The sequence below is a fragment of the Devosia sp. genome (genome assembly GCF_028290435.1).
In the GTDB taxonomy this organism is placed as follows: domain Bacteria; phylum Pseudomonadota; class Alphaproteobacteria; order Rhizobiales; family Devosiaceae; genus Devosia.
The window spans coordinates 15,754-27,909 of the sequence record NZ_JAQGJV010000040.1; the positions used below are offsets into that span (position 1 = coordinate 15,754).

Annotated in this window: 14 protein-coding genes; 8 read left to right on the top strand and 6 right to left on the bottom strand. The window is 63.6% G+C overall.

Annotation, left to right across the window (positions count from 1 at the left end):
- Positions 1-108: 108 nt before the first annotated feature.
- The 4 genes from JWP26_RS10340 to JWP26_RS10355 form a co-directional block, all read right to left on the bottom strand.
- Positions 109-1,488 carry an FAD-containing oxidoreductase gene (locus JWP26_RS10340; protein WP_299726814.1) on the bottom strand — a complete coding sequence of 460 codons (1,380 nt, stop codon included), beginning with the start codon at positions 1,486-1,488 and terminating at the stop codon, positions 109-111.
- A 59-nt stretch (positions 1,489-1,547) separates the two neighbouring features.
- A complete protein-coding gene (gene sthA, locus JWP26_RS10345) occupies positions 1,548-2,966 on the bottom strand; it encodes a Si-specific NAD(P)(+) transhydrogenase (RefSeq protein WP_299726817.1) in 1,419 nt (472 codons plus the stop codon).
- 102 nt (positions 2,967-3,068) lie between these two features.
- Complete coding sequence (locus tag JWP26_RS10350) at positions 3,069-3,458, bottom strand: GFA family protein (RefSeq protein ID WP_299726820.1); 390 nt, start codon at positions 3,456-3,458, stop codon at positions 3,069-3,071.
- A 38-nt stretch (positions 3,459-3,496) separates the two neighbouring features.
- On the bottom strand, positions 3,497-4,354 hold the full coding sequence (locus JWP26_RS10355) for an LOG family protein (protein ID WP_299726823.1): 858 nt from the start codon (positions 4,352-4,354) through the stop codon (positions 3,497-3,499).
- A 115-nt stretch (positions 4,355-4,469) separates the two neighbouring features.
- On the opposite strand from JWP26_RS10355, the gene JWP26_RS10360 reads away from it, so the two are divergent.
- The 8 genes from JWP26_RS10360 to JWP26_RS10395 all read left to right on the top strand — a co-directional run bounded on the left by JWP26_RS10360 (position 4,470) and on the right by JWP26_RS10395 (position 10,278).
- Positions 4,470-5,363: a DUF817 domain-containing protein gene (locus tag JWP26_RS10360; RefSeq protein ID WP_299726826.1), complete on the top strand. Its 894-nt coding sequence runs from the start codon at positions 4,470-4,472 to the stop codon at positions 5,361-5,363.
- A 22-nt stretch (positions 5,364-5,385) separates the two neighbouring features.
- Complete coding sequence (gene dapD, locus JWP26_RS10365) at positions 5,386-6,228, top strand: 2,3,4,5-tetrahydropyridine-2,6-dicarboxylate N-succinyltransferase (RefSeq protein ID WP_299726829.1); 843 nt, start codon at positions 5,386-5,388, stop codon at positions 6,226-6,228.
- Positions 6,229-6,256: 28 nt separating this feature from the next.
- Positions 6,257-6,808 (top strand): DUF805 domain-containing protein, encoded by a 552-nt coding sequence (locus JWP26_RS10370; RefSeq protein WP_299726832.1) that lies wholly within the window; start codon positions 6,257-6,259, stop codon positions 6,806-6,808.
- A 120-nt stretch (positions 6,809-6,928) separates the two neighbouring features.
- The gene (locus tag JWP26_RS10375; protein ID WP_299726835.1) at positions 6,929-7,300 is read left to right on the top strand and encodes a DUF805 domain-containing protein; all 372 of its coding nucleotides are present in this window, start codon (positions 6,929-6,931) and stop codon (positions 7,298-7,300) included.
- Positions 7,301-7,444: 144 nt separating this feature from the next.
- Entirely contained in the window at positions 7,445-7,981 is a 537-nt protein-coding gene (locus JWP26_RS10380; RefSeq protein WP_299726838.1) for a DUF805 domain-containing protein, read from the top strand.
- A gap of 21 nt (positions 7,982-8,002) precedes the next feature.
- Complete coding sequence (gene dapE / locus JWP26_RS10385; protein WP_299726841.1) at positions 8,003-9,166, top strand: succinyl-diaminopimelate desuccinylase; 1,164 nt, start codon at positions 8,003-8,005, stop codon at positions 9,164-9,166.
- Positions 9,163-9,705 carry a hypothetical protein gene (locus JWP26_RS10390; protein WP_299726844.1) on the top strand — a complete coding sequence of 181 codons (543 nt, stop codon included), beginning with the start codon at positions 9,163-9,165 and terminating at the stop codon, positions 9,703-9,705. The genes dapE and JWP26_RS10390 overlap by 4 nt, the downstream gene beginning before the upstream one ends.
- Before the next feature lie 12 nt (positions 9,706-9,717).
- Positions 9,718-10,278 (top strand): hypothetical protein, encoded by a 561-nt coding sequence (locus tag JWP26_RS10395; RefSeq protein ID WP_299726847.1) that lies wholly within the window; start codon positions 9,718-9,720, stop codon positions 10,276-10,278.
- 215 nt (positions 10,279-10,493) lie between these two features.
- Here JWP26_RS10395 and truA read toward each other — a convergent pair whose 3' ends face one another.
- Both truA and fmt read right to left on the bottom strand, forming a co-directional pair.
- The gene (gene truA, locus JWP26_RS10400; protein WP_299726850.1) at positions 10,494-11,231 is read right to left on the bottom strand and encodes a tRNA pseudouridine(38-40) synthase TruA; all 738 of its coding nucleotides are present in this window, start codon (positions 11,229-11,231) and stop codon (positions 10,494-10,496) included.
- A complete protein-coding gene (gene fmt, locus JWP26_RS10405; protein ID WP_299726853.1) occupies positions 11,232-12,152 on the bottom strand; it encodes a methionyl-tRNA formyltransferase in 921 nt (306 codons plus the stop codon). It lies immediately after the preceding gene.
- Positions 12,153-12,156: the final 4 nt, after the last annotated feature.

A 12,156-nucleotide genomic window follows, 5' to 3' on the forward strand; every position in this document is an offset into this window, starting at 1 on the left:
CCAAGATCGGCCGCGCGATCACCGCGCTGGCCTGGTGCCGGCCGAGAGTGGGCCGCGTGTCAGGCCCGCGGAAGCGCGGTGGGTGGGGATAGATAGGCGGGATGGCGGTCAGGCCAGCGGCTTCAAATCGGCCAGCAGGGTCGGGATCAGTTCGCTGACCGTGGGGTGGATATGCACGGTCTGCTGCATCACGGTGTAGGGCAGGTCGCCGGCCATCAGTTGCAGCAGGGAATGGACGACCTCGTCGCCGCCAATGCCCAGGATGGCGGCGCCGAGTACGCGTTTGGTCTCGGCGTCGACCAGCACTTTCATCAGGCCCTGGGTTTCGCCCTTTTCCTTGGCGCGGCTGATTTTTGACATCGGCATGATGCCCATCAGCACCTTTTTGCCGGAGGCGCGGGCCTCGTGTTCGGAGATGCCGATGCGGCCCAGAGGCGGGTCAATGAACAGGCCATAGACCGGGATGCGATGGGCGATGGAGCGGCTGCCACCGTCCAGCACGTTATCGGCGACAATTTCGAAGTCGTTATAGGAAGTGTGGGTGAAAGCGCCGCGGCCGTTGATATCGCCCATGGCCCAGATGCCCGGCACGCTGGTGTGCAGGTTATCATCGACCGGGATATAGCCGCGCTTGTCGGTGGATAGACCCGCTGCCGCAAGGTTGAGGTCAGCGCTGTTGGGCGTGCGGCCGAGCGCGATCAGCAGATGGCTGGCCTCGGTGGAGGCAAGGCGGCCGTCGGTATTGAGCGACAACAGCACGCCCTGCCCCGCTTTGACCACTGATTCAACGGTGGTGTCGAACAGGAAGGAGACGCCGTCGGCCTCCAGGATCTGGCGGATCGAGGCGGAGATGTCCTCGTCCTCGCGCGATGCGGGGCGCGGGCCACGCTCGATGACGGTGACCTTGCTGCCGAAGCGCGCGTACATCTGGGCGAATTCGAGCCCGATGTAACTGGCCCCGGCGATCACCAGGTGATTGGGCAGCGTATCGATATCCATCATCGTCGTATTGGTCAGATACGGTACCGAGGACAGGCCCGGCCAATCGGGCACGCTGGCAGTGGCGCCGGCATTGATGAAGATTTTCGGCGCGGTCAGGGTGCGGCCATTCACAGTCACCTCGGTGGGCGACACGAAGCTGCCCGAGCCGCGGATGATTTGGAGATGTTCGAGGCCGCCGAGCCAGTCGGTCAGGCTCTGGACCGAGGCGTTGACCACCTTGTCCTTGCGCGCCTTGACGGCCTTCATGTCGACGGTGACGCCGCCCGAGACGGTGACACCCCAATCAGCGGCGTGGCGCGCCGACCATGCGGCGCGGGCGCTGGCGACCAGGGTCTTGGTGGGGGTGCAACCATCATTGACGCAAGTGCCGCCCAAATGGGTGCGCTCAATCAGCGCGGTTTTCCAGCCGGCGGTGGCCAGGCGCGCGGCGAGGAACGGGCCGGACTGACCGGCACCGATGATGATGGCGTCGAAGGCTTCGCTCATGATGGTGCCCCGTTGTTTGAGGTGAGCTTATGGCGGTGGCTGGGTTTGCGCCAGCGCCCTCACTCCGACAACGGCGCCAGCGGGATATCCCGCGGCATACGGTTCCACGCATCCAGCGCCGCGATCTTGTAGGCCTCCGCTAGCGTCGGATAGTTGAAGGCGTTCTCGACGAAATAATCCAGCGTGCCGCCGAGATTGAGCACGGCCTGGCCGATGTGGATCAGTTCGGTCGCGCCTTCGCCCACGATATGGGCCCCGAGCAGCTTGCGGGTTTCGAGCGAGAAGATCAGCTTCATCATGCCCGACTGCAGGCCCATAATGTGGCCGCGCGAGGTTTCGCGGAAGCGCGCAATGCCGTTTTCATAGGGGATGCCCTGGGCGCGGACCTGCTGTTCGGTGAGCCCGATGGTGGAGATTTCGGGCACCGCATAGATGCCATAGGGGAAAAATTCGGGCGCGGGCGGCATGGCGGCGCCGCAGGCATGGAGGCCCGCAATACGCCCCTGCTCCATCGAGGTCGAGGCGAGCGAGGGAAAGCCGATGACATCGCCAGCGGCATAGATATTTCGGACATTGGTCTGGAAGGTGATGGGATCCACCTTGATGCGTCCGCGGTCGTGGACGGCGATGCCGCAGTTCTCGAGCCCCAGATCGGCCGTGGCGCCAGAGCGGCCGGCGGCATAGAGCAACATGTCGGAGCGGATGCGGCGTCCGTCGGTGAGCACGGCGACGGCCCAGCCCTGTTCGTCCAATTCGACATGATCGACCTTGGAGCCGAAGCGGATGGTCATGCCGCGCTTGCGCATCTCGTGGGTGAATTCCTCGATGATTTCGCGGTCGATGAAATCGAGGATGGTGTCGCGCGGCTCGATGATGGTGACGGGTACGTCGAGCGCCGAGAAAATCGTGGCGTATTCGATGCCGATGACGCCGGCGCCGACCACGGTCAGGCTGCGCGGCACGCGCGGTTCGGCGACGAGGCTGTCGCTATCGAGCACGGAATGGTCGTTGAACGGGATATTGGCCGGCCGGTAGGGGGCGGTGCCGACGGCGATCACCGCGGCGCCGAAACCAATCTTGGTTTCATCGCCCTCGGCGGTGGTGACGGCGATATGGTTGGTATCGACAAAGCGTGCCTTGCCGCTCAGGGTGCGCACGCCATTGCGGGCGAACTGGTGCTCAAGCACCTCGATTTCGTGATCCAGCGTCATGCGCAGGCGAGCGCCGAGGTCCTTGCCTTCGATGTCCTTCTTGACCCGATAGGCAAGGCCGTAGAAGCCGCGTTCACGCCAACCGGACAGGTTGAGCACGGTCTCGCGCAGGGTCTTGGATGGAATGGTGCCGGTATGCACCGAGACGCCGCCTAGGCGGAGCCGGTTTTCCACGACCAGTACGGATTTGCCGAGCTTGGCCGCCTGAATGGCGGCGCGGCGGCCGGCGGGACCACTGCCGATGACGACGAGATCAAACGTTTCCAAGACTATCCCCAAATCACGCCCAGGCAGGCGTTACAGCGCGAGTGTGACACTGCCATTGCAATCGTTACAACGGGGTTCAGTGAAAGGCTGCGATGCGCAAATCTACAGTTCAGACGGGTTTTCAGGGTAGGAAATTGCCCCTGGAACGACCGGAAGCCAGTGCTCTCGGCGAATCGTCCAGACTTCAACCGCCGGCTCGATGCCGTTCGGGGCTGCGTCCAGAGTGCCGAGGAATAGCTCCACACCGCCTTCGAACAGAAAGAACAGGCGCGAACCGCATGTCGGGCAAAATGATCGGCGCTCGTAGGTCTGGATTTCGCCGGTCATTTGAAATTGCGACAGATGCCAGTTGGCGGTCGCCGAGAAAGGCGAGCCCGTCAGCTTGCGGCATGTCGCGCAGTGGCAGAGCCCAGATATGTAGGGCTCGCCTTGGACCTGATACCTGACCGCTCCGCACAGACATCCGCCAGTCCGGATGACATTGACCGCCATCGGCTTGCTCCTCACCTACGAGACTTAGTGCTGCCTAATCACCACCCCGGCGCGTCCCCTACGTCCGGCAGGTCGTAAAACTGTCGGATCACGTCCCAGCCCTCTTCCGCGCTGTCGACAATGCTGAACAGGCTGGGATCAGTGGGGGCGATGGTGCCGGCTTCGGCGAGTGCCTCGAAGTTGATGACCTTGCCCCAGAATTCGGCACCGAACAACAGCAGGGGGATGCGCTCCATACGGCCGGTCTGGATCAGGGTCAGGGTTTCGAAGAACTCGTCGAGCGTGCCGAAACCGCCGGGAAACACCGCCACGGCGCGGGCGCGCAGCAGGAAGTGGATTTTCCGCGTGGCGAAATAATGGAAATTGAAGCTCAGCGCCGGGGTGACATAGTGATTGGGGGCCTGCTCGTGCGGCAGCACGATATTGAGCCCGATCGAGGGCGCGCCGATATCGCTGGCGCCGCGATTGCCGGCCTCCATGACGCCGGGGCCACCGCCGGTGACGACGACATAGTCCTTGAAGCCGAGCGACTTGGAGGTCAGCGCGGCCAATTGGGCGAAGCGACGGGCCTCGTCGTAATAGCGCGAGGCCTTTTCCAGATTTGCTTTCTGCACATCGTTCTTGGCGGCCCAGGCGGGCTTGCCGGGCTCGGGAATCCGGGCGCCGCCAAACAGCACCACGGTGGAATTGATCCCGGCCTCATTCAGCCGGGTCTGGGTCTTGAGATATTCGAGCTGGAAGCGAATGCCGCGGGTTTCATCGGCCTCGAGAAATTCGGCATCCGCATAGGCAAGGCGAAATGCCGGCGACTCGGTCTGGGGCGTCTGCGGCGCGCGCTTGGCGGCGGCGACATCCTGGCCGGCGGTGCGTAACGGGGTCGGTGGGGCTTTGGCCAAGACGGCTCTCCGGTGAGGTCGCGCGGATTAGCGGGGAGCAAATCAGTTGCGCCACAATTCCGAGATCTTGTGAACGGCATAACGGCGCGGCGACCGAGGGGCAAGGGTAACGGGGATGGGGCAATTCACAAGTGTGGAAGCACGGATCGATGCCGCGGCGCATCGCGTGCTGGCCATGCTGCCGCAGAGCGGGCCGGCCGGTGCGCTGGTGGAATTTCTGGTGTTCGGCATCAAGCAGGGGTGGGCCTGCCTGTTCGGCGGGCTGATGCTGGCCATGATGCCGCTGACGCGGCTGTGGTGGCCGGACGGCATCGGGCTGGCGCGCTACGACTTATGGTTCGTGGCCGCCTGCCTGATCCAGGCCGGCATGCTGGCGTTCAAGCTGGAAACGCTGGACGAAGCCAAGGTCATCCTCATCTTCCACGTGGTGGGGACCGCGATGGAGCTGTTCAAGACCGGGGCCGGCTCGTGGCTCTATCCCGAAGAGGCGGTGTTTCGCATCGCCGGCGTGCCGCTGTTTTCAGGCTTCATGTATGCCTGCGTGGGCTCCTACATGGCGCGTATCCTGCGAATTTTCGATATCCGTTTCGCGCATTATCCGCCCTTCTGGATGACGGCAGTGCTGGCCGGGGCAATCTATATCAACTTCTTCTCGCACCATTATATGGTGGACCTGCGCTGGGTACTGTTCGGCGCGCTGGCCCTGCTCTATGGGCGGACCTGGATGCATTATCGAGTGCTCCGCTATCGGTTCTCGATGCCGATCCTGCTGGCCTTCCTCCTGGTGGCGCTGTTCATCTGGATCGCCGAAAACATCGGCACCTGGTCGCATGCCTGGATCTATCCAAACCAGCAGGACGGCTGGGCGCTGGTTTCATGGGAGAAGCTGGGGTCGTGGTATTTGTTGATGACGATTTCGGTAGTCCTCGTGACCGCGGTGCACCGGCCGCAGCCGCTTGCGCGCACAATTGACACCACCCCTTTGGTGGGTAATGTCCCCAGCACATAACGCCCCCACCGAAAGTGTCGCCATGTCGCATACCGATCTCGCCCAGACCATCAACGACGCTTTCGAGGCGCGCGCCGACGTCAACTCCGCCACCAGGGGCGCAGTTCGCGAGGCAGTCGAGGACGCGCTGGCGCTGCTCGATAGCGGCAAGGCCCGCGTCGCCGAAAAGATCGATGGCACCTGGCAGGTCAACCAGTGGCTCAAGAAGGCCGTGCTGCTCAGCTTTCGGCTCAATGAGAACGTGATGATCCCCGGCGGGCCGGGCGGCTCGTCCTATTGGGACAAGGTGCCCACCAAGTTCGAGGGCTGGGATGACAATACGTTCCGTGAGGCAGGCTTCCGCGCCGTGCCGGGCGCCGTGGTGCGCCGCTCGGCCCATATCGCCAAGGGCGTGATCCTGATGCCCAGCTTCGTCAATCTGGGCGCCTATGTGGGTGAGAACACCATGGTGGATACCTGGGTCACCATCGGGAGCTGCGCGCAGATCGGCAAGAACGTGCATGTGTCGGGTGGCGTCGGCATTGGGGGCGTGCTGGAGCCGCTGCAGGCCGGGCCGGTGATCATCGAGGACAATTGCTTTATCGGCGCGCGCTCCGAAGTGGTCGAGGGCGTGGTGGTGGGCGAAGGCTCGGTGATCTCGATGGGCGTGTTCCTCGGCGCCTCCACCAAGATCGTCGACCGGGCAACGGGCGAAATCCATATCGGCAAGGTGCCGCCTTATTCGGTGGTAGTGTCGGGCTCGCTACCGGGCAAGCCGATGCCGGGGCACAATTGGGGGCCGTCGCTCTATTGCGCCGTGATCGTCAAGACCGTGGACGCGCAAACCCGCAGCAAGACCGGCATCAACGAGCTGCTGCGCGACTGAACCACGCTGCCAATCATCAGGGGGGATGATGATTTCGCTGTATTTCTCGACCCGGGGCCGTATTGCCCGTGGGCAATGGTGGCGCGGCATGATCGGCTTGGCGGTAATCGGCGTCGTGCTGGGCCTAGTTTGGCTCAGTGCGGTGGCCTGGCCCATGATGGCAAGCCTGGGTGCCCCGACGAGCGCCACCTTTGGCACTGGCATCTTGAACCTGATCCGTGCCGTTGGCTCGGGGTCGCTGATCCTGTTGGGAATTACCGCCTATCCGCTGTATTGCCTGGGTGTGAAGCGCCAGCATGACCGCGATAAGGGGGGCTGGGAGGTCCTGGGTTACCTGGTGGCATGGGGACTGATCAGCCTGCCGGCCGTGTTTGGCGTTGGTTTCGCGATGGTTGATCTTGGCCAGGGCGTGGTGGTTCCGAGCCAGGAGCGATGGCTGGATGCGGCCAACGGCTTGTTTTCATTGTATGGACTTTATCTGTTCGTCGTTCTGGGTTGCCTTTCTGGGCGTCCTGGCTCCAATGTTCATGGGGCGGATCCATTGGGAGGGGAATCGCCGGCTAGGCCCCTGACAGACTGAACCGGCTAGTCATTGAGCGTTCATTTTCTTATCCATAGAAGACGGACAGGGGCGGGAATACTCCCGATACCGAGTACCGCGGCAGTTTGAGGGCCGCTTCATCAAGATTTGGGGACACACATGTTCAATCAAGACTGGAAGTATCTGTTCACGAGCTTCGACGGCCGTATCAATCGCGAGCCTTTCTGGGCCGGCGTGCTGCTGCTGATCGGCGCCAATATCGTCCTGGCCATTCTCGGCTCTATTCTGGGCATGATCTTTGGGCCGCTGCAGTACCTGGCGACTATCGGTTCGCTGATCCTGATCTATCCGGCCGTAGCACTCTATGCCAAGCGCTGGCACGACCAGTCCAAGTCCGGCTGGTGGACGCTGATTGCGCTGGTTCCGCTGCTCGGCGCGATCTACATGATCTACATGCTGGGCATCAAGGAAGGCGTTCCGGAAGCCAACCAGTATGGCCAGAACCCTCTCGGCGGCACTGTCGCCGCCTGATCGCCTCAGCCGAACTGACCTGCCAGCCGCCCACCCCGGAGACCGGGGTGGGCGCGTTGCTTTGTGCTGCTGGCGAGCGCAGGGCGATTCACCTATGCTGAGGATGCCGGCGAGGGGTTCGGCATTGTGGCTTCTGGGGGAAAAATGGATTGGATACGGTCGGTCTACCTGACGCGCGACGGGCGCGTTTCGCGCAAGACCTGGTGGCTTGGCGTAATCGGTTTGTTTGTAGCGGGCATTGTGCTGACCATCATCTTCTCGCTGGTCGGGCTTGGCGCGACGACGTATGTGCGCGAGCAGAATGTGACGACAGCCAGCGCAGGGCTCAATCCACTGGGCAACCTGGTCGTCTTCGTGCTGCTGGCCTATCCGTCATATTGCCTGTCGATCAAGCGCCGGCATGACCGGGACAAGAGTGGCATCGATTTTCAAATCTGGTTTGGCCTGGGCTTCGTGCTCACGCTGCTGGGTGTGGTCACACCTCAGTCGGCCGCTCCGGTCGACGCCGCAGCCGTAACCTCGATGATCGGGCCGATCCTGGGCGGACTGGCATTGCTGTCGCTAGCCCTTGCGGCTTTCGCCATCTATATCCTGATCGTGCTGGGTTTTCTGCGCGGCACGGTGGGCAACAACTCCTATGGCGCCGATCCGGCGGGCGGGACCTGGGCTCCAGCGGCTTAAGACAACAAGGACGGGATGACCGTGACTGATATTTCCACGGGCGATCCCGTCCCCCTGCTCAAAGCCATGATGGCCTGCCCCTCGGTGACGCCCGAGGATGCAGGCGTGCTGGCTGTGCTCGAAGGCGCGCTGACCACGCTGGGCTTTGAGGTGACGCGGCTGCGCTTTGAGGGCGATGGCTCCTATCCGGTCGACAACCTGTTCGCGATCCGCAACGGCGGCGGCAGACGCCTGTTGTTCGCGGGCCATACCGACGTGGTGCCGCCGGGGGATTTGGCGAACTGGACCAGCGACCCGTTCGTGCCGCGCGAGGCCGACGGCAAGATTTATGGGCGTGGCGCGGCCGACATGAAGAGTGGAGTGGCGGCATTCGTGGCCGCGGCGGCGCAGATTCCCACCCAGGCCGGCACCATCATGCTGGCCATCACCAATGACGAGGAAGCCGACGGCGTCAACGGCACCGAAAAGCTGCTGGCCTGGGCCAAGGCGCAGGGGCACACTTTCGATTTTGCCATTGTGGGCGAGCCGAGTTCGGCGGCCGAACTGGGCGACAGTATCAAGATCGGCCGGCGCGGATCGCTGAGCGGGGTGGTGACGGTCGAGGGCGTGCAGGGGCATGTAGCTTATCCCGAAAAGGCCAATAATCCGCTGCCGGTGCTCGCCGCCATCGTGACGGCGCTGAGCGGGGAAACCATCGATCAGGGCACGGCGCATTTTCCGGCCAGCAATCTGGAAGTGACCTCAATCGATGTCGGCAACCCGACCGGCAATGTGATCCCCGCCAGGGGCACGCTCAAGTTCAACATCCGCTACAATGACCTGTGGTCGCCGCAGACATTGGCCGACCGGGTCCGCGGGCGGATCGCCACGGTGGACGCGGGCCGCGTCAAGGTGACGTTCGCGGTGGCCGGCGTGCCGTCGCTGTCATTCCTGTCGCCACTGGGGCCGGCGGTGGATACGCTGGGCGACATCATTTTTGAAATGACCGGGCGCCGGCCAACCCTCTCGACCGGCGGCGGCACCTCGGATGCGCGCTTCGTGGCGCAGTATGGCCCGGTGGTGGAATGCGGGCTGGTCGGCCCGTCGATGCACAAGGCCGACGAGCATGTGCTGATCGCCGACGTCACCGGATTGACCGCGATCTACGCGGCATTCATGACGCGATTTTTTGGGCACACGACATGAAACTCTGGGCAGCGCTGCGCGACGCATGGCTGGGCTGGGTCGATATCGTGCGGCTACGGCCGGGCTGGCAGGACCGATTCGGCTTTTCGTTCGGCGCACTGGCCAAGGCGCTGGTAATCTTTTTCCTGTTCGCCTTTTTGGCTATCGCCATGGGGTCGGTGCAGGGCGGCATGCCGTCCTTGCCCGGGCTGCTCGCCAACCTGTTAGTGCAGTCGCTGGGGCTGGTGGCGCTGCTGATCGGCATCGTGGTGACCAAGCTGGCGGTGAAGTCCGAGGTGCCGCTGCGGCGCGTGCTGGTGCCGGGGATTTACGGCATGGTGTTCTACCTGGTCGCAGGGTCGGTGCTGGCGGCGATCAGCATCGAGACGGTGCCCATCGTGCTGCTGGGCCTGGTCTTCCTGCTCAATAGCCTGGGCCGCGCCGCGGGCGGCTGGTCGATCGGGGTGGCGCTGGCATTTGCGGTTTTAACCGTCGTGCTGCTTGTCGGCATGCCGTTGACGCTCTACATGCTGAACAATCCCGCCGGTTCCCCAATCTGATCGAGTAGCAGTTTGTCTCAGAATTCCTCGACCTTTCTCGATGAGCTGGTGAATGCGGCGCGTGGCTGCTTCGCCCTGCTCACCGGCAACCGGCAAGCGCCCACCAATTTCGATTTCAGCCAGCGCGGGCTGATCGGCTCGTTCATCGCCTTCGTGGTCGCGAGCGCCCTGGGCGCTTACGGTCCGCAGCTTTTTGGCGTGGCGAGCGCTCCAGGCGCCGCGACGCAGGCGGTGATCCTGGGCGGGATGCTGTTCGTGATCCAGCTCGCAGTATCTTACCTGGTGCTACGGCAGATGGGACGGCTGGACGGCTTCGTGCCGTTCCTTGTGGCCGACAACTGGGCGACGTTCTTCACCTCGATCCTGTCGCTGGGACTGTTGCTATTGGGCCTGCCGGCCGACGTGGTGATCATCGCTATCGGCATCGTGGTGATCATCGTCGAGATCAACATCGCCCGGCTGATCGTCACCCTGCCGCCGCTGCAGATCGCCATGTTCATCGTGGCCCAACTGGTCGGGTCGGGCATTGGCCTGCTATTGCTGGGCGGCATGGTGGCGATGCCAGGCGTCTAGAGTTCGGCATTGGCGCGATCCGTTTCCAACCCCGGTTTTCGCGTCCTCAACCACTCTTCCCATCCCCTAACGTCCTACCCATCCCCAACACTGCCTTCCCGCGGGCTTGACCCGCGGGCCACTCACCGCTTGGGCCATGCCGATAGAGGCCCGCGGATCAAGTCCGCGGGAGGGAAGGTGGATGCGCGGTGCGCCACGAAAAGCGCAGCGGCTGCTTAGTAATCCACCTTCATGAGATAGAGCCCCCTCGACGGCGCCAAGGCGCCGCAGCGCCGGCGATCCTTTGCATCGAGCGCCGCGCGAAAATCGGTGGGGCGCCATTTGCCTTCGCCTACCATTTTGAGCGAACCAACAAGCGAGCGCACCTGATGATGCAGAAAGCTGCGAGCACTGGCGGTGATGACGACGTGGTCGGCCTCGCGCCGGACATCGAAGCGATCCAGCGTTCGGATCGGCGACTTGGCCTGGCACTCGGCGGCGCGGAAGGTGGTAAAGTCGTGCGTGCCCAGGATCAGTTGGGCGGCGGCGTGCATCGGCTCGGCATCGAGGTCCATAGGCAGGTGCCAGACGTGATTGGCCTCGATCACCGCCGGGGCCCGGCGGTTGAGAATGCGATATTCGTAATGCCGCGCCTTGGCCGAGAAGCGCGCCTCGAAGGTATCGGGAATGGCCTCGGCCTCGATGATCGCCACCGGGTTGGGCCGCAGGTGGAAATTCAGCGCCTCGCGAATGCGAAACGGGTCCCATTCGCGGATAAGATCAAAATGAGCCACCTGGCCCAGCGCGTGCACACCGGTATCGGTGCGCCCGGCCGCCTGGGTGGTGACGGTTTCGCCGGAGAAGTTTTGAATCGCAGTTTCGAGGGTCTGCTGCACGGATGGGCTATGCGGCTGGCGCTGCCAGCCATTGAAGGGGGTTCCGTCATATTCCACGGTGACGCGATAGCGGGGCATCTACTGCACTGTGCCGGGCATGGCCCCTGCCCCGCGCAGGAAGGTCGCGGCGTCCATCGGAGTTTTGCCTTCGCGCTGGATCTGCACCAGCCGGACAGCGCCCGTGGCGCAGGCGATGGTCAGGTTGGGCAGCAATGTGCCGGGAGCGCCTGAGCCGGCTGCCAGCGTCGAGCGCAAGGCCTTGACCCGCACCGGCTTACCAGCCAGTTCCAGCTCGAACCACGCGCCGGGGAACGGCGACAGGCCGCGAATGTGATTGTGGACCGCCTCGGCAGATTGGTTCCAATCGATGCGAGCTTCGGCCTTCTCGATCTTCTTGGCGTAGATCGTGCCATCGTCAGGCTGCGGCTTGAAATCCAGGCTCCCGCGATCAAGCGCCGCAAGCGCACGACCCATCAGGTCGGCGCCGATGCGCATCATGGCGTCATGCAGTTCGCCGGCCGTCATATCGGGGCCGATGGGGATGACTTCGCCCAGCGCGACGGGACCAGTATCGAGGCCCTCATCCATCTGCATGACCAAGACGCCGGTCTGTGCGTCGCCGGCCATGATTGCGCGCTGGATGGGCGCGGCACCGCGCCAGCGCGGCAGCAGCGAGCCATGCAGGTTGAGACAGCCGAGACGCGGCGCATCGAGGATGGGCTTGGGCAGCAGCAGGCCATAGGCCACGACGATCCCGAGATCGGCATCGTGCAGCGCGAATACGCCCTGCTCATCGGCGCCCTTGAGCGAGCGCGGCGTGAACACAGGAATGCCGGCCGCTTCGGCCGCAAGATGCACCGGCGACTTGCGCTCGGCCTGACCACGCCCGGCCGGTTTGGGCGCACGGGTATAGACCGCGACGACCTCATGACCAGACGAGATGATTTCGAGCAAGGTGGGGACGGAGAAATCGGGCGTACCCATGAAGACAATGCGCATAGGT

Excerpts from the sequence above, each read along its gene's own strand:
- JWP26_RS10340 (WP_299726814.1), bottom strand. The coding sequence starts at position 1,488 with ATGAGCGAAGCCTTCGACGCCATCATCATCGGTGCCGGTCAGTCCGGC.
- JWP26_RS10350 (WP_299726820.1), bottom strand. The coding sequence starts at position 3,458 with ATGGCGGTCAATGTCATCCGGACTGGCGGATGTCTGTGCGGAGCGGTC.
- JWP26_RS10360 (WP_299726826.1), top strand. The coding sequence starts at position 4,470 with ATGGGGCAATTCACAAGTGTGGAAGCACGGATCGATGCCGCGGCGCAT.
- dapD (WP_299726829.1), top strand. The coding sequence starts at position 5,386 with ATGTCGCATACCGATCTCGCCCAGACCATCAACGACGCTTTCGAGGCG.
- JWP26_RS10370 (WP_299726832.1), top strand. The coding sequence starts at position 6,257 with ATGATTTCGCTGTATTTCTCGACCCGGGGCCGTATTGCCCGTGGGCAA.
- JWP26_RS10375 (WP_299726835.1), top strand. The coding sequence starts at position 6,929 with ATGTTCAATCAAGACTGGAAGTATCTGTTCACGAGCTTCGACGGCCGT.
- JWP26_RS10380 (WP_299726838.1), top strand. The coding sequence starts at position 7,445 with ATGGATTGGATACGGTCGGTCTACCTGACGCGCGACGGGCGCGTTTCG.
- JWP26_RS10390 (WP_299726844.1), top strand. The coding sequence starts at position 9,163 with ATGAAACTCTGGGCAGCGCTGCGCGACGCATGGCTGGGCTGGGTCGAT.
- truA (WP_299726850.1), bottom strand. The coding sequence starts at position 11,231 with ATGCCCCGCTATCGCGTCACCGTGGAATATGACGGAACCCCCTTCAAT.
- fmt (WP_299726853.1), bottom strand. The coding sequence starts at position 12,152 with ATGCGCATTGTCTTCATGGGTACGCCCGATTTCTCCGTCCCCACCTTG.